This is a genomic window from Streptomyces sp. NPDC024632, from assembly GCF_055559175.1.
Genome location: NZ_JBVHLD010000018.1, coordinates 29,611 through 46,914, shown reverse-complemented (window position 1 = coordinate 46,914; position 17,304 = coordinate 29,611). Strand labels below are relative to the sequence as shown.

Annotated in this window: 14 protein-coding genes; 12 read left to right on the top strand and 2 right to left on the bottom strand. The window is 71.5% G+C overall.

Annotated features, from left to right (window positions below; translation table 11 throughout):
- Positions 1–12: 12 nt before the first annotated feature.
- From ACZ37P_RS30395 to ACZ37P_RS30385, 3 genes are read left to right on the top strand one after another with little or no spacing between them, the layout of a single operon-like run.
- Positions 13–294, top strand: coding sequence for a hypothetical protein (locus ACZ37P_RS30395; RefSeq protein WP_355341887.1), 282 nt, complete (start codon positions 13–15; stop codon positions 292–294).
- Between the two features lie 48 nt (positions 295–342).
- On the top strand, positions 343–1,083 hold the full coding sequence (locus ACZ37P_RS30390; RefSeq protein ID WP_355342328.1) for a response regulator transcription factor: 741 nt from the start codon (positions 343–345) through the stop codon (positions 1,081–1,083).
- Positions 1,080–2,543: a sensor histidine kinase gene (locus ACZ37P_RS30385; protein ID WP_355341884.1), complete on the top strand. Its 1,464-nt coding sequence runs from the start codon at positions 1,080–1,082 to the stop codon at positions 2,541–2,543. Before ACZ37P_RS30390 ends, ACZ37P_RS30385 begins: the two co-directional genes overlap by 4 nt.
- 14 nt (positions 2,544–2,557) lie before the next feature.
- On the opposite strand, the gene ACZ37P_RS30380 is transcribed toward ACZ37P_RS30385, so the two are convergent.
- Positions 2,558–4,357 (bottom strand): bifunctional metallophosphatase/5'-nucleotidase, encoded by a 1,800-nt coding sequence (locus tag ACZ37P_RS30380; RefSeq protein WP_401856727.1) that lies wholly within the window; start codon positions 4,355–4,357, stop codon positions 2,558–2,560.
- 294 nt (positions 4,358–4,651) lie between these two features.
- Here ACZ37P_RS30380 and ACZ37P_RS30375 point away from each other — a divergent pair, with 294 nt between their 5' ends.
- The 9 genes from ACZ37P_RS30375 (at position 4,652) to pstB (ending at position 16,185) form a co-directional block, all read left to right on the top strand.
- Entirely contained in the window at positions 4,652–5,848 is a 1,197-nt protein-coding gene (locus tag ACZ37P_RS30375; RefSeq protein WP_391049747.1) for an MFS transporter, read from the top strand.
- 68 nt (positions 5,849–5,916) lie between these two features.
- Complete coding sequence (mshD, locus tag ACZ37P_RS30370) at positions 5,917–6,858, top strand: mycothiol synthase (protein ID WP_467349535.1); 942 nt, start codon at positions 5,917–5,919, stop codon at positions 6,856–6,858.
- Positions 6,859–7,664: 806 nt separating this feature from the next.
- Positions 7,665–9,875 (top strand): RNA degradosome polyphosphate kinase, encoded by a 2,211-nt coding sequence (locus ACZ37P_RS30365; RefSeq protein ID WP_355341872.1) that lies wholly within the window; start codon positions 7,665–7,667, stop codon positions 9,873–9,875.
- Complete coding sequence (locus ACZ37P_RS30360; RefSeq protein WP_467349534.1) at positions 9,853–11,160, top strand: CHAD domain-containing protein; 1,308 nt, start codon at positions 9,853–9,855, stop codon at positions 11,158–11,160. Before ACZ37P_RS30365 ends, ACZ37P_RS30360 begins: the two co-directional genes overlap by 23 nt.
- A complete protein-coding gene (locus tag ACZ37P_RS30355) occupies positions 11,157–11,585 on the top strand; it encodes an NUDIX hydrolase (RefSeq protein WP_355341866.1) in 429 nt (142 codons plus the stop codon). The genes ACZ37P_RS30360 and ACZ37P_RS30355 overlap by 4 nt, the downstream gene beginning before the upstream one ends.
- 429 nt (positions 11,586–12,014) lie before the next feature.
- Positions 12,015–13,172, top strand: a complete 1,158-nt coding sequence (pstS, locus tag ACZ37P_RS30350) for a phosphate ABC transporter substrate-binding protein PstS (protein ID WP_355341863.1) — start codon at positions 12,015–12,017, stop codon at positions 13,170–13,172.
- A 106-nt stretch (positions 13,173–13,278) separates the two neighbouring features.
- On the top strand, positions 13,279–14,259 hold the full coding sequence (pstC, locus tag ACZ37P_RS30345) for a phosphate ABC transporter permease subunit PstC (RefSeq protein WP_355341860.1): 981 nt from the start codon (positions 13,279–13,281) through the stop codon (positions 14,257–14,259).
- Positions 14,256–15,338, top strand: coding sequence for a phosphate ABC transporter permease PstA (pstA, locus tag ACZ37P_RS30340; RefSeq protein ID WP_355341857.1), 1,083 nt, complete (start codon positions 14,256–14,258; stop codon positions 15,336–15,338). The genes pstC and pstA overlap by 4 nt, the downstream gene beginning before the upstream one ends.
- 70 nt (positions 15,339–15,408) lie before the next feature.
- On the top strand, positions 15,409–16,185 hold the full coding sequence (gene pstB, locus ACZ37P_RS30335) for a phosphate ABC transporter ATP-binding protein PstB (protein ID WP_188285540.1): 777 nt from the start codon (positions 15,409–15,411) through the stop codon (positions 16,183–16,185).
- A gap of 119 nt (positions 16,186–16,304) precedes the next feature.
- Here pstB and ACZ37P_RS30330 read toward each other — a convergent pair whose 3' ends face one another.
- Positions 16,305–17,300, bottom strand: coding sequence for an inorganic phosphate transporter (locus ACZ37P_RS30330; RefSeq protein ID WP_355341853.1), 996 nt, complete (start codon positions 17,298–17,300; stop codon positions 16,305–16,307).
- Positions 17,301–17,304: the final 4 nt, after the last annotated feature.

The window sequence follows — 17,304 nt, the reverse complement described above, 5'->3', positions numbered from 1 at the left end:
TGGGAGAACGCCATGAGCAGCAGCACCCTCACCGTCAGCGCCAACCGGCTGCGCCGCGCCCTCAGTGCCGCCGTCTCCTGGAGTCCGCACAACGCGGCCGTCGCCACCGGGCCCGCCGATCTCGACCTGCCGCTCGCCCACATCGCCGCCGGCGCGGCCCGCGACGCGGCGGCGGACCGGGCCGTCCGGCGGGAGTCGGCCCCGCGCCCCGCCGAGGTCTCCGCCTCCGCGAAACCCGTGAGCCGCGCGCACCGCGGGACCGCACGACGCGGGACGCGCGCCGTGCGACGCTGAGAGAGTTCCGGCACCATTCCGATGTCCATCAGTGAGGTACCCGACACCATGAGCCCCGGCGACAGCGGCGAGGCCCCCGCCCGCATCCTGATCGTGGACGACGAGCCCGCCGTACGGGAGGCCCTGCGCCGCAGCCTCGCCTTCGAGGGGTACGACACCGCCCTGGCCGCGGACGGGCTCGCCGCCCTCGACCAGGCGGAGGCGTACCGCCCCGACGCGATCGTGCTCGACGTCCTCATGCCGCGCATGGACGGCCTCACCACGGCGCGCCGCCTGCGCGCCACCGGAGTGACCACCCCGATCCTCATGCTCACCGCGCGGGACACCGTCGGCGACCGCGTCACCGGCCTCGACGCGGGCGCCGACGACTACCTCGTCAAGCCCTTCGAGCTGGACGAGCTGCTGGCCCGGCTCAGAGCCCTGCTGCGGCGCAGTTCCTACGCCACCGTCGGCCACGAAGGCGACGGTGGCGGCCACGCGCTCACCTTCGCCGATCTGCGGATGGACACCACCACCCGCGAGGTCACCAGGGGCGGGCGCCCGGTCGAGCTGACCCGGACCGAGTACACCCTGCTGGAGCTCTTCCTCACCCACCCGCGCCAGGTCCTCACCCGCGAGCAGATCCTCAAGTCCGTCTGGGGCTTCGACTTCGAGCCCTCGTCCAACTCCCTCGACGTCTACGTCATGTACCTGCGGCGCAAGACCGAGGCGGGCGGCATGCGACGGCTCGTCCACACGGTACGAGGAGTGGGGTACGTCCTGCGCGCCCCGGACGGCGGCCACGCGTGAAGCGGCTCCCCCTGAGGTCCCGGCTCACCATCCTCACCGCGGCGGCGGTGGCCGTGGCGGTGGCGGTGGTGTCGCTGGTCTGCTGGCTGCTGGTGCGCGACCAGCTCATGAGCGAGCTGGACAAGTCGCTGCGCCAGCCGGACATCGTGCCGGTGCAGCAGATCTCGCGCACGCTCAACACCCAGGGCTGCCAGTCGAGCGTTCCGGCGATGAACAGCACGCAGGGCGCCAACGGCGGCTCCGTCGGCTTCATCACCACCAACACCCTGGCCCAGGTGGTGCTCTCCGACGGCACGCCCTGCTGGGTGCAGGGCCGTACGACCATCCCCGTCGGCCCCGCCGACCACGCGGTCGCGGACGGCCAGCGACGCGACGCCCTCCACACGGTGACCGCGCCCAACGGCCAGAAGCTGCGCGTCTACACCTCACAGGCACGGATCAATCTCCAGCCGGCGGCGATTTCCGTGGCCCGGCCACTGAGCGATGTCGACCGCCCGCTGACCACCCTGGCCTGGGTCCTGCTGGCCGTCGCCGGGATCGGCGTGGTCGGCGCGGCGAGCGCGGGGCTGTGGATCGCGCGGACGGGGCTGCGGCCGGTGGACCGGCTGACCGAGACCGTCGAGCACATCGCCCGCACCGAGGATCTGAACGTCAACATCCCGGTGGAGGGCGAGGACGAGATCGCCCGGCTCAGCGCGTCGTTCAACGCGATGACGGCCGCGCTGGCGTCGTCGCGCGACCGGCAGCAGCAGCTCATCGCGGACGCGGGGCACGAACTGCGCACGCCGCTCACGTCGTTGCGGACCAACATCGAGCTGTTGGAGCGCAGTGAGGCCACCGGCCGGGCGATCCCGCCGGAGGACCGGAAGGCGCTGATGGCGTCGGTGAAGGCGCAGATGACCGAACTGGCCTCGCTGATCGGCGACTTGCAGGAGCTGTCCCGGCCGGACGCCGTACCGACCCTTGAGGTGGTGGCGCTGCACGAGAGCGCGGAGACGGCGCTGGAGCGTGCGCGGCTGCGCGGGCCCGACCTGAAGATCAGCGCGGAGCTGGCGCCCTGGTATGTGCGGGCGGAGCCCGCCGCGTTGGAGCGGGCGATCGTCAATCTGCTGGACAACGCGGTGAAGTTCAGCCCGCCCGGCGGCGGGATCGAGGTGCGGCTGGCCGACGGGCAGCTCACCGTACGCGATCACGGGCCGGGCATCCCGGAGGACGAACTGCCGCATGTCTTCGAGCGGTTCTGGCGGTCGCCGTCGGCGCGGTCGCTGCCGGGCAGCGGGCTCGGGCTGTCGATCGTGGCGCGCACGGTGCAGCAGTCGGGCGGCGAGGTCGCGCTGACCCGGGCGCCGGGGGGCGGCACGCTCGCCGCCCTCCGGCTGCCGGGAGCGCCGACCGCGCCGCCCGAGGGGCCCGCCGTGTCGTCCGGCGGCTCGACCGTATTCGCCGGTTTCGACGAATGACCGTTCTCTGAGCCCTACTTGATGACGGTGACCCGGTCGGCGGCGGGCGGGGCGAGGGGCGCCGCGGCCGTGGAGTGGGCGGTCAGGTAGGTGGCGAAGGCGGCCAGGTCGTCGCCGCCGATCAGCAGGGACGTGCCCTGGGCGAGGACGGGGAAGCCGTCGCCGCCGCCGGTCAGGAAGTTGTTCATCGCGACGCGGTAGTTGGCAGCGGGGTCGATCGGGGCGCCGTTGAGCTTGACGGAGTCCGCGACGACGCGCGCCGCGCCGGACTTGGTCAGGTCGAGCGTGTAGGTGAGCCCGGCCGAGATCTGGAGGATCTTCGTCGCCGCCTCGTTCGGCCCGCTGACCTGCTGCTGGAGCGCGGTCACGAGCTGCGCGCCGGTCAGCGTCTCCAGGTTCACGGTGTTGCTGAACGGCTGTACGGCGAAGCCCTCGGCGTAGGTGACGACGCCGTCGCCCTCGCTGCCGGAGGCCGCGTAGACCAGGTCGGTGCGGATGCCGCCGGGGTTCATGAACGCGATCTGCGTGGTCGGGTCGAGGGTCTTGGCGTATTCGAGCTGCGCGTCGGCGATGAGGTCGCCCAGCGGCGTCTCGTTGGTGCCGGTGCGGGCGATGTCGCCGCTGATCCAGCCGACGGTGCGGTTGGCGATCGGGGCGGCCAGCGCGTTCCAGCGGGTGATCAGCGAGGTCATGTCGGCGGCCTTGGGCTGGACGCGGTCCACGACGTGGTTGCTGCCCTTGACCGAGGTGCGCACGATGTCGCCGGTGCGCTTGTCGACCTTCATGTCCAGCTCGGTGTAGAGCCGCCCGAAGGACGAGGCGCTGGTGACCAGCCGGGGCTTGCCCGCGGGGTCGGGGATGGTGCAGACGTACGCGTTGTGGGTGTGGCCGGTGACCAGCGCGTCGACGTCCGGCGAGATCTTCTTCGCGATGTCCACGATCGGGCCGGAGATGCCGGTGCCGGGACCACCGCTGTCGCAGTCGTAGTTGTAGCTGCCGGAGACCGGGAAGCCGCCCTCGTGGATCAGCGCGACGACCGACTTGACGCCCCGCTTGCGCAGTTCGGCCGTGTACTTGTTGACCGTCTCGGCCTCGTCGAGGAACTTCAGGCCCTTCACACCGGACGCGGTGACGATGTTCGGGGTGCCCTTGAGCGTGACGCCGATGAAGCCGACGCGGACGCCCTTGACGTTCTTGATCGTGTACGGGGCGAGCAGCGGGCGGCCGGTCTTCTCGTTGACGACGTTCGCCGACAGGATCGGGTAGTCGGCGCCCTTGAACTTCTTGCCCTTCTCGTAGCAGCCCTCGACCGGGTGGCAGCCGCCGTTCTGGAGACGGAGCAGTTCGTCCTTGCCCTCGTCGAACTCGTGGTTGCCGACGCCGGTGACGTCGAGGCCGATCTTGTTCATCGCCTCGACGGTGGGCTCGTCGTGGAAGAGGCCGGACAGCAGCGGGCTCGCGCCGACCAGGTCGCCCGCGGCGACGGTCAGCGAACGGTCATGGCCCTTGCGGGCGTTGCGCAGGCTGGTCGCCAGGTACTCGACGCCACCGGCGTCGATGGTCTTGACGGTGCCGTCGGCCTGCTGCTCGGTGACGCGGCCGGAGGAGCCGGCCGGGGGCTCCAGATTGCCGTGGAAGTCGTTGATCGTCAGCAACTGGAGGTCGACCGTGTTGCCGGACTGCCCGTGGCCCGGCTTTCCGGGGTGGCCGGGCCGGTCGTGGCCGCCACCGTGCTGGGCGGGCCCGGCCGCGACAAGCGCGCCGACGGCCACGAGCCCGACGGCCGCGACGGAGATTCTGCGCGTCAGAGACATGGATCCCCTCGGATCAAGGACTGGCGTCGGCTGGGGTCAGCCGCCGTCAGATGAAGTCAACAACTGGTCAAATACGGGTCACGCGGAGGGCAGCATAGAGTCAACGCGCGTAGCGCGGCAGGGGGGCGGGGGTTAAGACCCGGTTACCGCCCGGTGGGCCGGGATCGTCCGGGTGAGGTCCGGTGGCGCGATGTCGCCCTAGCGAGTCTCACGATGCGAAACGAACTGTCTCAAACTGCGGAGCAGCCGCCATAGTTGGATGCACCACCCACTCACCGAGGAGGTGCTTCCGACGTGCGTCGTTGGATCATGCTGGCGCTGGGAACGGCCGCGCAGACCGCGGCCTGCGCCTTCGTGTACGGGGTCCCGTATCTGGCCGACGAGCTGCGCGGACAGCAGGGGCTGAGCCTCACGCGGGTCGGTTTCCTGGTGGCGTGCCCGACCGCGGGTCTGGTGCTCGCGCTCTACCTGTGGGGCGCGGCGGCCGACCGGTGGGGCGAGCGGGTGGTGATCGCGCTCGGCCTCGGCATCGCGGCCGGCGCTCTCGGCGGGGCCGCCTGGGCCGCGCACGGCATGGTCGCGCTCGGCGCGCTGCTGGTGCTGGCGGGCGCGTCCGGCGCCTCGGTCTACTCGGCCAGCGGACGCCTGGTGATGGGCTGGTTCTCCGCCGAGGAGCGCGGGCTGGCCATGGGCATCCGGCAGACCTCCACCCCGCTCGGTATGGGCGTGGCCGCCCTCGCCATGCCGCCGCTGGCCGCCGCGCACGGGCTGCGCGGCGCCTTCGGCTTCCTCGCCGCGATCTGCGCCGTCATCGCCGTGCTGATCGCGGTCTTCGCCGCCGACCCGGCGCGCGCCGAGGCCGCCGCGGCGGGCCCCGCGCCGAACCCGTACCGCGGCTCGCGGCTGCTGCCCCGCATCCACGGGTCGGCCGCGCTGCTGGTGATCCCGCAGTTCACCGCAGGGGCCTTCGCGCTGGTGCTGCTGGTCGACGTACGCGGCTGGTCGCCGGTGCACGCCGGGCAGCTCATCGCCGTCGCCCAAGGTCTGGGCGCGGTGTCCCGCATCCTGGTCGGCCGCTGGTCGGACCGGGTCGGCGACCGGCTGCGGCCGATGCGGCAGCTCGCCGTCCTGACCGCCGCCGTGGTGGCCGCCACCGCCGTGAGCACCGCCTTCCCCTCCCCGCTGACCCCCGTGCTGCTGGTCGCCGCCATCGCGATCACCTCAAGCACCAACGGCCTGTCCTTCACCTCCACCGCCGAGCACGCGGGCCCCGCCTGGTCGGGTCGCGCCCTCGGGGTCCACAACACCGGCCAGAATCTGACCGCCGCCGTCGTCCCGCCGGTCATGGCCGCCGTCATCTCGGCCACCGCCTACTGGCCCGGCTTCGCCCTCGCCGCCGCCACGACCTGCGTCTCCGCCGTCCTCATCCCGATCCCCCGCCGCGCCGCCCCCGCCGACGCCGAGGCCGCCCGCCGTACGGTCTCGGCCTGACCGACGCTTTCGGCTCCGCGGGCACCCGCCGCCGCCGATGCCGGGGGCACCCGCCGTACGATCTCCGCATGAGCGACGCGCGGATCGAGGCCCTGACAGAACTGCCCGCTGACACCGCCGAAGCGGTGCTCGGCCTGATCGGGGCGGCGACCGCCGCGGACGGGCAGCCCGCCGTCTCCGAGAGCGGACGGCTCCATGTGCGCGGCGGCGCGCGCGAGGGCGTACGGCACCTGCTGCTGTGGACGCCTGGACAGGACGGGGCCGAGGGGGCCGACGGGGCCGGGGCCGACCTCACCGGATACGCGCAGATCGACGGCTCGGACCCGGTCGAGGCGCCCTCCGCCGAACTCGTCGTCCACCCCGCGCGGCGCTCCCGCGGCCACGGCCGCACCCTGGCCGCGGCCCTTCTGGACGCCACCGGCAGGCGCGTACGCGTCTGGGCCCACGGCGGGCACCCCGCCGCCCGGCACCTCGCCGTCCAGCTCGGCCTCAAGCTCTTCCGCGAGCTGCGGCAGATGCGGCGGCCCCTGACCCCGGACGCCGCCGACCTCCCCGAGCCGCGGCTGCCCGACGGCATCACCGTCCGCACCTTCGTCCCCGGGCGCGACGACGCCGCGTGGCTCGCCGTCAACGCAGCCGCCTTCGCCCACCACCCCGAGCAGGGCTCCCTCACCCAGCGCGACCTCTCCGACCGCCTCGCCGAGCCCTGGTTCGACCCCGCCGGCTTCTTCCTCGCCTTCCGCGGCGAGGACCTCGTCGGCTTCCACTGGACCAAAGTCCACCCCGAAGGGCTCGGCGAGGTCTACGTCGTCGGCGTCCTCCCCGCCGAGCAGGGTTCCGGCCTCGGCCGCGCCCTCACCGCCGTCGGGCTCCGCCACCTCGCCCGTGACCGCCGCCTTCCCGCCGCCCTGCTCTACGTCGACGCCGACAACCCCGCCGCCCTCTCCGTCTACGAACGCCTCGGCTTCACCACCCATGAGGTCGACCTCATGTACCGCACCGAAACCTAAGCCGCCCCCCCCGCAGGGCCTGCCCTTCCGGGGGGCGCCCCCCTTGGGTCCACCCCCCGCACGGCCTGCCCTTCTGGGGGCGCGCCCCCAGTGCCTCCACCCCGCGCACGGCCTGCCTTCAGGGCGCGCCCCCCGTGCCTCCGCCTTGCGCAGGGCGTGTTTTTCAGGGGCGCGGGGAACTGCGCGACCAGCCCCCACCGGGCTGTCAGCCCGAAAACAACCGCATCTGCCCCGCTGGGGCCGGTTCATCACCCGCGCCACCGCGCGGGCTGAGCGCGCAGTTCCCCGCGCCCCTAACTACACGGCGTGCCGCCTCGGCAGAAGAACCGCCCCAGGGCGCGCCCTAAAAGATCGGCCCACCCTCCTGGCAGAAGACCCCCCCGGGGGGCCGCGCCCCAAAAAACACGGGGCCGGCGCCCGGCAGAAGAACCGTCCAGGGGCGGCCCCTGGGAAGATCGGCTCACCCCCCCGGCAGGGGACCCGCGGGGCCGCGCCCAGGGGAAGGGGCTCACCTGCGCGAGGTGGAGGTGGAGGGGGCGGACCGGAGGGTTCGGACGGGGCGCGGGCCGAGATTCGAGGGCACCCCCGCTGGAAGCGTCCCGCTTGCCTGACGGCAACGCTCTCGTTACCGGCGATTCAACCTCGCTTGCGAGCATCGCAGGATGCAGCCCGCTGCCCCCGCACCCCCTCCCCCGCCCGACCTGCCGAAACCCTCGGGTACACGGGACAATGGACCGACGGCCCACGGTCGCCCCGAGCCGGCCGCAGGCCGCCCCGTGCCGGACCAGGAGGAGGGCTCGCATCCCATGGCCCAGACGAATCACCCCAGTTTTCCCGCCCAGCCCCAGCAGTCGTTGGCGTCCGGGACGTTCCGCCCCCGCGTCGTACCGAATCCGGACCCGGGATCGTCGAGCCTGGGCGAGGCGAGCGAGGAATTCGGTGAGGAATTGCCGCAGGGCCGCTTCCTGGACCGCGAACGCAGCTGGCTGGCGTTCAACGAGCGGGTGCTCGAGCTGGCCGAGGACCCGGCGACCCCGCTCCTCGAACGGGCTAACTTCCTGGCGATATTCGCCAGCAACCTGGACGAGTTCTTCATGGTCAGGGTCGCGGGCCTGAAGCGGCGTATCGCGACCGGTGTCGCGACCCGCTCGGCGTCCGGCGCCCAGCCGCGCGAGGTGCTGGACCTGATCCTGACCAGGTCGCGGGAGCTGATGGCCAGGCACGCGGCCTGCTTCCAGAACGACGTGGCGCCGCAGCTCGCGGACGAGGGCATCCACGTCATCCGCTGGCACGAGCTGACCGAGAAGGAGCAGGCGCGGCTGTTCACGCTGTTCCGGCAGCAGATCTTCCCGGTGCTGACCCCGCTGGCCGTCGACCCGGCGCACCCGTTCCCGTACATCTCGGGTCTGTCGCTGAATCTGGCGGTGGTGGTACGGAATCCGGTCTCGGGCAACGAGCACTTCGCGCGGGTGAAGGTGCCGCCGATCCTGTCGCGCTTCCTGGAGGCGGGCCCGCAGCGGTACGTGCCGCTGGAGGACGTGATCGCCGCGCACCTGGAGGAGCTGTTCCCCGGCATGGAGGTGCTCGACCACCACATGTTCCGGGTCACGCGCAACGAGGACCTGGAAGTGGAGGAGGACGACGGCGAGAATCTGCTCCAGGCGCTGGAGAAGGAACTCATGCGCCGCCGCTTCGGCCCGCCGGTCCGCCTGGAGGTCGAGGAGTCCATCGCCCCGCGCGTGCTCGACCTGCTGGTGCACGAGCTGAAGATGAAGCACAACGAGGTGTATCCGCTGCCGGGTCCGCTGGACCTGACCGGGCTGTTCGCCATCGCGGGCCTGGACCGCCCCGAGCTGAAGTACCAGAAGTTCGTGGCGGGCACCCACCGCGACCTGGCGGAGGTCGAGTCCGCGTCGGCGCCCGACATCTTCGCGGCGCTGCGCCGCCGGGACGTGCTGCTGCACCACCCGTACGACTCCTTCTCCACCTCCGTGCAGGCGTTCCTCGACCAGGCCGCCGCCGACCCCGACGTCCTGGCAATCAAGCAGACGCTGTACCGGACGTCGGGCGACTCGCCGATCGTCGACGCGCTGATCGACGCGGCCGAGGCGGGCAAGCAGGTGCTGGTGCTGGTCGAGCTGAAGGCGCGCTTCGACGAGCAGGCCAACATCAAGTGGGCGCGCAAGCTGGAGGAGGCGGGCTGCCATGTCGTCTACGGCCTGGTCGGCCTCAAGACGCACTGCAAGCTGTCGCTGGTGGTCCGCCAGGAGGACGACACCCTGCGCCGCTACAGCCACGTCGGCACCGGCAACTACCACCCGAAGACGGCCCGGCTGTACGAGGACCTCGGTCTGCTGACGGCCGACCCGCAGGTGGGCGCGGATCTGTCGCACCTGTTCAACCGGCTGTCCGGCTACTCGCGCCGCGAGGTCTACAACCGGCTGCTGGTCGCGCCGCGCAGTCTGCGCGACGGCCTGATCTCCCGGATCATGGAGGAGATCGCGCACCAGCGCGCCGGGCGTCCCGCGTATGTCCGGCTGAAGGTGAACTCGATCGTCGACGAGCAGATCATCGACGCGCTCTACCGCGCCTCGCAGGCCGGGGTCCCGGTGGACATCTGGGTGCGCGGGATCTGCGCGGTACGGCCGGGCGTCGCCGGTCTGTCCGAGAACATCAAGGTCCGCAGCGTGCTCGGACGCTTCCTCGAACACTCGCGGGTGTTCGCGTTCGGCAACGGCGGCGAGACCGAAGTCTGGTTCGGCAGCGCCGACATGATGCACCGTAACCTCGACCGCCGCATCGAGGCGCTGGTCAGGGTCGCCGACCCGACCCACCGCGCCACCCTCAACCGCCTGCTGGAGGACGGGATGTCGGACACGACCTCCTCCTGGCACCTGGCGGCGGACGGTAATTGGACCCGGCACAGCACCGACCCGGACGGGAAGCCGCTGCGCAATGTCCAGGAGATGCTCATCGACGCCCGGAGGCGCCGGCGTGGCCCAGCAGCAGCTACCTGACAGCCCCCCGCTGACCCCCGCGGGGAGCGGCGACCCGGGCCCACCGGCCGCCGCCCCCGCACCGGGCGGCACGACGGGGACACGTACGACGCAAGCGCGTACACCGCAGTCGCGGACGGCCGCGGCGCCCACGGCCGACGCGGGCCCCACGCCCGCGGGCCCGCCCGGCGGTACGGCGGGCGGCACCCTCGCGCGCTATCTGCACGACCAGGCCACCGCCTTCCTGCGGGCCCTGGGCCTGCGGGGCGAGCACGAGGGCGACGCCGACGAACTGCTGCGGGCCAGCGCCCGGCGGATCGGCGGGGTCCTGCACATCTACGCGCCGCTGACCGACCCGGTGTGGGCCGAGTCGCTCCGCGCCGAACTGGGCTGGCTGGCCACCACCTTGGCCCGCGAGCCGCAGTACACCGCCCGGCTGGCGCGGCTGCTGGAGGCGCTGCGGCGGCTGTCGGCCGCCGCGGACCCGGACCCGGACGCCGGCGGCAAGGCCCCCGCGGACACCGGCGACGTCCCGGGGCCGCCCGCGCCCGCGGTCCCGCCGCCCCCGGCCGGGAGCGGTCCGCTGGCGCTGGGCGCCGCGCGCGCCGGGGCCCTCCTGGAGCGGCAGCTCACCCTGGCCCGTACCCGGGCGCACTCGGCGACGCTCCAGGCGATGGGCTCCTCGCGTTTCCACGCGCTCGCGGACAACATCGCCGTCCTGGCCTCCGAGGTGCCGCTGACCGCGGCGGCCGAGGGACCGGCCGCGACCGTACTGCCGCCGCTCGCCGCGCAGGCCGACCGGCGGCTGGCCGACGCGGCGGGCGCGCTGCCGCTGCTGCGCGCGGCGCACCCGTACAACGCGGAGGCCGTCCAGGCGGCGCTCGGCACCGAGCTGACGGCCGACCTCCAGGACTCCCCCTGGCACCAGGTGCGGGTGCTGCTGCGGCTGAGCCGTTACGCGGCCGAGGTCTGCCGGGGCATCGACCCGGACGGCGAGGCGGCGGCGCAGCGGCTGGCCGAGGCGGCCGTGCTGCTGGCCAGGCACCGCGAGGCGGCCGAGTGCGCGGCGGCCGTCGCGGCGGCGGCCCGCACCCCGCGCATAGCTCCGGCGACCGCGTACGCGCTGGGCGTGCTCCACGCCGACCAGCGGCACGAGGTGGAAGCCGCGCGCTTCGCCTTCTCGCGGCTGTGGCAGCCGGGCTCCGGCGCCTCTCGGCCCGGTCCGCCCGGTCCCGTGGCGAGTGCCGCACCGGGACCCGTGCCGGGCCCTGGGCCGAATTCCGTACCGGGGGCGCGCACGGAATGAAACGCGCGGGCGACAAGAGCGGAACGACCGTACGGGCGGCGGGCGTCGTGCTGTGGCGCGTCTCGCCGTACCACGGCGGGATCGAACTGGCGCTGGTGCACCGGCCGCGTTACGACGACTGGAGCCTGCCGAAGGGCAAGCTGAAGCGCGGCGAGGAGTTCCCTGCCGCCGCGCTGCGCGAGACCCGTGAGGAGACCGGCCTGGGCTGCTCACTCGGCGCCCCGCTGCCGACGTCGCGCTATCTGGTGGACGGCCGCCCCAAGGAGGTCCGCTACTGGGCGGCCGAGGCGTGGGAGGGCTCCTTCGTCCCCAACGACGAGGTGGACCGGATGATCTGGCTGCCGCCCTCGGCTGCCCGCCGCAGGCTCACCCACGACCGCGACCGGCCCCTCGTGGACGCGCTGCTGCACGCGCTGGCGGGCTGACGGCCGTCGGCGGAGCGGTCCCACAACGGGCTCACCGGGCCGGCCGTACCGGCTCGCGGGGCCCGAGCGGGGGCACGAGCGGACGCCCGAGCGGGTGGACGGCCGGTGAACCGACGTACCACCGCGTGCCGATCGGCCCGCCCGGCGGCCGTAACCGGCCCGTGTCACCCCCGTGACCTGCCCGTGTTCCTTTGTGACACAACGACAGCCCCGGATACCACTTCGTCACCACGGCGCGCGTAACGCGCGTAGCGGCACCACCCTGATAGACGAGGTTCACCTGGCGTTCACTCCCTTCCGTCGGTCGCTTCACTTCATCTGCCTAATTTCGGGCTTACCGGTGAGCATCACGCGACGCCGGGTGGATGCAGAACCCATAACCCTCTGCTTCGCCGTCCACCGGCGGGCTTTTGGAAGGAACACACGAAGGTGAAGCTTCAGCGTAAGAACGGGCTGCGGGCCCTGACCGTCGGCGCGGTCGCGATTACCGGCGCGCTGGTCCTGAGCGCCTGTGGTTCGGACAACAACAACGACTCCACGTCCACGCCCAGCGGCAGCGCCTCGGCCAGCTCGTCCGACAGCAGCGCCAACGCGAGCGGCATCGCCTGTGAGAAGGGCCAGATCCTGGCCTCCGGCTCCAGTGCCCAGCAGAACGCGATCGAGTCGTGGGTCAAGGACTACCAGCAGGCCTGCTCGGGCGCGACGATCAACTACAAGACCTCGTCCTCCGGTGAGGGCATCGTCGACTTCAACCAGGGCACGGACGCCTTCGCGGGCTCCGACTCCCCGCTGAAGCCCGAAGAGGTCACCGCCTCGAAGAAGGTCTGCACCAACGGCCAGGGCATCAGCATCCCGATGGTCGGCGGCCCGATCGCCGTCGGTTACAACCTCTCCGGTGTGAGCAACCTGGTTCTGGACGCGCCCACCCTGGCGAAGATCTTCAACTCGAAGATCACCAACTGGAACGACGAAGCGATCAAGAAGCTCAACCCGGGCGTCACCCTGCCGAGCTCCAAGATCCAGACCGTGCACCGCCAGGACGAGTCCGGCACCACGGACAACCTGACCAAGTACCTGAAGGGCGCCGCTCCGGCCGACTGGCCGTACGAGCACGCGAAGGCGTGGATGGGCAAGGGCGGCCAGGCCGCCGCGAAGTCCGCCGGTGTCGCCGCGCTGGTCAAGCAGACCGAGGGCTCCATCGGTTACTTCGAGCTGTCCTACGCGACCGCCAGCACCATCCCGACGGTGAAGATCAACACCGGTGCCTCCGCGCCGGTCGAGGCCACCTCGCAGAACGCGTCGGCCGGTATCGCCTCCGCCAAGGTCGTCGGCACCGGTTCCGACCTGTCCCTGGACCTGGGCGCCGCGTACACCACCAAGGCGGACAACGCCTACCCGATCGTCCTGGTGACGTACGAGATCGCCTGCGACAAGGGCAACAAGGCCGACACCCTGCCGCTCACCAAGTCCTTCCTGACCTACATCGCCAGCGACGCCGGTCAGGCGAAGCTCTCGGCGGCCGGCTACGCCCCGCTGCCGACCGAGATCGCCACGAAGGTCCGCTCCACCATCACCGCCCTGTCCTAGTCGAGTCGGCGGGCCCCGCGGTCCTGGCGACCGCGGGGCCCGCCGTACATCCGGTGCACCGCCGCCGGGGGACCGAACGTCCCCCACCCAGACCGGAGAAATCCCTATGACCACCACCGCCCCTCCCCCTACCGCGCCACCGGTGGAGACGAAGACCGTCACCCGGCCCGGCGACCGGATCTTCGCGGGACTCTCCCGCGGGTCCGGCATCTTCCTCCTCGTCGTGATGGCGGCCATCGCCATCTTCCTGACGGTCCGCTCGGTGAGCGCGATCTCCAAGGACCACGGCAACTTCCTGACCACCTTCGAGTGGAACGCCAGCCTCAACCCGCCGGTGTTCGGCATCGCCGTACTGGCCTACGGCACGGTCGTCAGCTCGGTCATCGCGATGGTCATCGCGGTCCCGATCGCCGTCGGCATCGCCCTGTTCGTCACGCACTACGCACCGCGCCGCCTGGGCGGTCCGATCGCCTACGTGATCGACCTGCTCGCCGCGGTGCCCAGCATCATCTACGGCCTGTGGGGCGCGCTCTTCCTGGTGCCGCACCTCAAGGGCCTCAACCTCTGGCTGGACAAGTACTTCGGCTGGACCGTCATCTTCGAGAAGCAGGACCCGAACTCGGCCGCCCGGTCGCTGTTCACCGTCGGCATCCTGCTGGCGATCATGATCCTGCCGATCATCACCAACGTCAGCCGCGAAGTGATCCGCCAGGTGCCCAAGATGCACGAGGAGGCGGCGCTCGCGCTCGGCGCGACCCGCTGGGAAGTCATCCGCCTGTCGGTGCTGCCCTTCGCGCGCTCCGGCATCATCAGCGCCTCGATGCTGGGCCTGGGCCGCGCGCTCGGCGAGACCATGGCGGTGGCCACCGTGCTGTCCGCCTCGCCGCAACTGTCCGCGCACATCCTGGACCCGCTCGGCGGCACCTTCTCGCAGAACATCGTCGCCAAGTTCGGTGAGGCCGACGAGTTCGGCCGCGACGCGCTGATCGCCTCCGGCCTGGTGCTCTTCTTCATCACCCTGCTGGTCAACGGCGCGGCCCGACTGATCATCGCCCGCCGCAAGGAGTACTCGGGGGCCAACGCATGAGCGACCTGATCGTGGACGACAAGCCGCCGGCCCCGGCGGAGGCTCCCGCCACGCCGCCGCTGGCCTCCCGTCAGCTCCCCAAGTGGGCTCCGCTGGCCATCGCGGCCGGAGCCGTCGTCGTCGCCGGAGCGATCGGCGCGGGCTTCGGGCTCGACAGCAAGATCCAGTGGGGCCTGATCGCGCTGCTCCTCTTCGTCGCCGGTTCGTACGTCATCACCGCGCAGGTCGAGGGGCGCCGCCAGGCCAAGGACCGGGTGGCCACCAGCCTCGTCTGGTCCAGCTTCATCCTGGCCGTCATCCCGCTCTACTCGCTGGTCGAGACGACGATCAGCAAGGGCGTCAAGGTCCTCGACGTCAACTTCCTGACGCACTCGATGAACAACGTGCTGACCATCCAGCCCGGCGGCGGCGTCTACCACGCCATCATCGGCACCCTGGAGCAGGTCGGCATCGCCGCGGTCATCGCCGCGCCGCTGGGCATACTCACCGCGATCTACCTGGTCGAGTACGGCAAGGGCGCGCTCGCGAAGTGGGTCACCTTCTTCGTCGACGTCATGACCGGCATCCCGTCGATCGTGGCCGGTCTGTTCATCCTCTCGATGTGGTTCGTGCTGATCGGCAAGGCCCCCGCGACCGGTTTCGCCGGCTCGCTGGCCCTGGCCATCCTGATGATGCCGATCGTCGTCCGCTCCACCGAGGAAATGCTCAAGCTCATCCCGAACGAGCTGCGCGAGGCATCCCTCGCCCTGGGCGTCCCGAAGTGGCGCACCATCGTCAAGGTCGTCATCCCCACCGCGATCGGCGGCATCACCACCGGCGTCATGCTCGCCATCGCCCGCATCGCGGGCGAGAGCGCGCCGATCGCCCTGCTGGTGTTCGGCAGCAACCTGATCAACACGGACCCCTTCAAGGACCCGCAGTCGTCGCTGCCGTTCTTCATCTACCAGCAGTACGGCAACGGCAACGAGCCGAGCTACGACCGCGCGTGGGCCGCGGCTCTGGTGCTCATCGCCTTCGTGATGATCCTCAACCTGGTGGCCCGCGGCATCGCCCGCTGGAAGGCCCCGAAGCATCGATGAGCGGCTCCGCCGCGTGGCAGGTCGCTGACGCGGCCGACATCAGACGACCTTGAGAAGAGAAGTGATCCCCATGGCCAAGCGAATCGACGTCAGCGGCCTCACCGCGTACTACAGCGCCTTCAAGGCCATCGAGGACATCTCGATGACCGTGGAGCCCCGCACCGTGACCGCCTTCATCGGCCCGTCCGGCTGCGGCAAGTCCACCTTCCTGCGCACCCTGAACCGCATGCACGAGGTCACCCCCGGCGGCCGCGTCGAGGGCAAGGTGCTGCTGGACGACGAGAACCTGTACGGGACGGGCGTCGACCCGGTGACCGTACGCCGCACGGTCGGCATGGTCTTCCAGCGGCCGAACCCGTTCCCCACCATGTCGATCTACGACAACGTGGCGGCCGGTCTCAAGCTCAACGGTGTCCGCAAGAAGGGCGAGCTGGACACCATCGTCGAGAAGTCCCTCAAGGGCGCCAACCTCTGGAACGAGGTCAAGGACCGGCTCAACAAGCCCGGCTCCGGCCTGTCCGGCGGCCAGCAGCAGCGGCTGTGCATCGCCCGCGCCATCGCGGTCGAGCCGCAGGTGCTGCTGATGGACGAGCCGTGCTCGGCGCTCGACCCGATCTCCACCCTGGCCATCGAGGACCTGATCGGTGAGCTGAAGACCCGCTTCACGATCGTGATCGTCACGCACAACATGCAGCAGGCCGCCCGTGTCTCCGACCGCACCGCGTTCTTCAACCTGGCCGCGGTCGGCCAGCCCGGCAAGCTCATAGAGATCGACGACACCGAGCGCATCTTCTCCAACCCGTCGGTCCAGGCCACCGAGGACTACATCTCGGGCCGCTTCGGGTGACAGAACCGCCGCGCGGTGCTGCATGGCGGTGCCACCGCAAGGCGCAGGCCCCGCTTCCCGGTGACGGGAAGCGGGGCCGAACCCATGTCAGGGGGCGTCGCCTTGATGCGCGCGACGGGTCAGCCGAAGATCAGCCGCACCAGGTAGAAGCCGATGGCGGCCACGAGACCGGCGGCGGGCATCGTGATGAACCATCCGGCCACGATGTTCTTGGCCACCCCCCAGCGCACCGCCTTGACCCGCTTGGTCGCGCCGACGCCCATGATCGCGGAGGTGATGACGTGGGTCGTGGAGACCGGCGCCTGGAAGATGTACGAGGTCGCGTAGAGGATGCCCGCGGACGTCGTCTCGGCGGCGAAGCCCTGCGGCGGGTCGAGGTCGATGATGCGACGCCCCAGCGTCCGCATGATCCGCCAGCCGCCCGCGTACGTACCGAGCGACATCATCGCGGCGCACACGAACTTGACCCAGATCGGGATGCCGTACCCGTTGCTCGGGTCGTGGATGACCAGGGCGAGGACGACCACGCCCATCGTCTTCTGCGCGTCCTGGAGACCGTGGCCGAGCGCCATCGCCGCCGCGGAGACGGTCTGCGCGATACGGAAGCCGCGCTTGGCCTTGTGCGGATTGGCGCGGCGGAAGAACCAGAGGATCGCCAGCATCACGAGGTAGCCGACGACCAGGCCGACCACGGGCGAGACGAACATCGGGACGATGACCTTGTCGACCACGCCCGACCAGTGCACGGTGACGCCGCCGGCCAGCGCGGCGCCGACCAGACCGCCGAACAGCGCGTGGCTGGAACTCGACGGCAGACCGAAGTACCAGGTGACCAGATTCCAGATGATCGCACCGGCGAGCGCGGCGAAGAGGATGCCCATGCCGTTGCGGCCGGTGGGGGTCTCGATCAGCCCCTTGCTGACGGTCTTGGCGACGCCGCTGCCCAGGAACGCGCCCGCGAGGTTCATCACGGCGGCCATGGCCAGCGCGGCCTTGGGGGTCAGCGCGCGGGTCGACACCGAGGTGGCGATGGCGTTCGCCGAGTCGTGGAACCCGTTGGTGTACGTGAAGAAGAGCGCGACCCCGATGGTCGCGACCAGAGCGAAGGTGTCCACGTAG

What these genes read in the sequence shown, in the direction of transcription:
- ACZ37P_RS30395 (WP_355341887.1), top strand. Translation starts at nt 13, where the DNA reads ATGAGCAGCAGCACCCTCACCGTCAGCGCCAACCGGCTGCGCCGCGCC.
- ACZ37P_RS30390 (WP_355342328.1), top strand. Translation starts at nt 343, where the DNA reads ATGAGCCCCGGCGACAGCGGCGAGGCCCCCGCCCGCATCCTGATCGTG.
- ACZ37P_RS30380 (WP_401856727.1), bottom strand. Translation starts at nt 4,357, where the DNA reads ATGTCTCTGACGCGCAGAATCTCCGTCGCGGCCGTCGGGCTCGTGGCC.
- mshD (WP_467349535.1), top strand. Translation starts at nt 5,917, where the DNA reads ATGAGCGACGCGCGGATCGAGGCCCTGACAGAACTGCCCGCTGACACC.
- ACZ37P_RS30365 (WP_355341872.1), top strand. Translation starts at nt 7,665, where the DNA reads ATGGCCCAGACGAATCACCCCAGTTTTCCCGCCCAGCCCCAGCAGTCG.
- ACZ37P_RS30355 (WP_355341866.1), top strand. Translation starts at nt 11,157, where the DNA reads ATGAAACGCGCGGGCGACAAGAGCGGAACGACCGTACGGGCGGCGGGC.
- pstC (WP_355341860.1), top strand. Translation starts at nt 13,279, where the DNA reads ATGACCACCACCGCCCCTCCCCCTACCGCGCCACCGGTGGAGACGAAG.
- pstA (WP_355341857.1), top strand. Translation starts at nt 14,256, where the DNA reads ATGAGCGACCTGATCGTGGACGACAAGCCGCCGGCCCCGGCGGAGGCT.
- pstB (WP_188285540.1), top strand. Translation starts at nt 15,409, where the DNA reads ATGGCCAAGCGAATCGACGTCAGCGGCCTCACCGCGTACTACAGCGCC.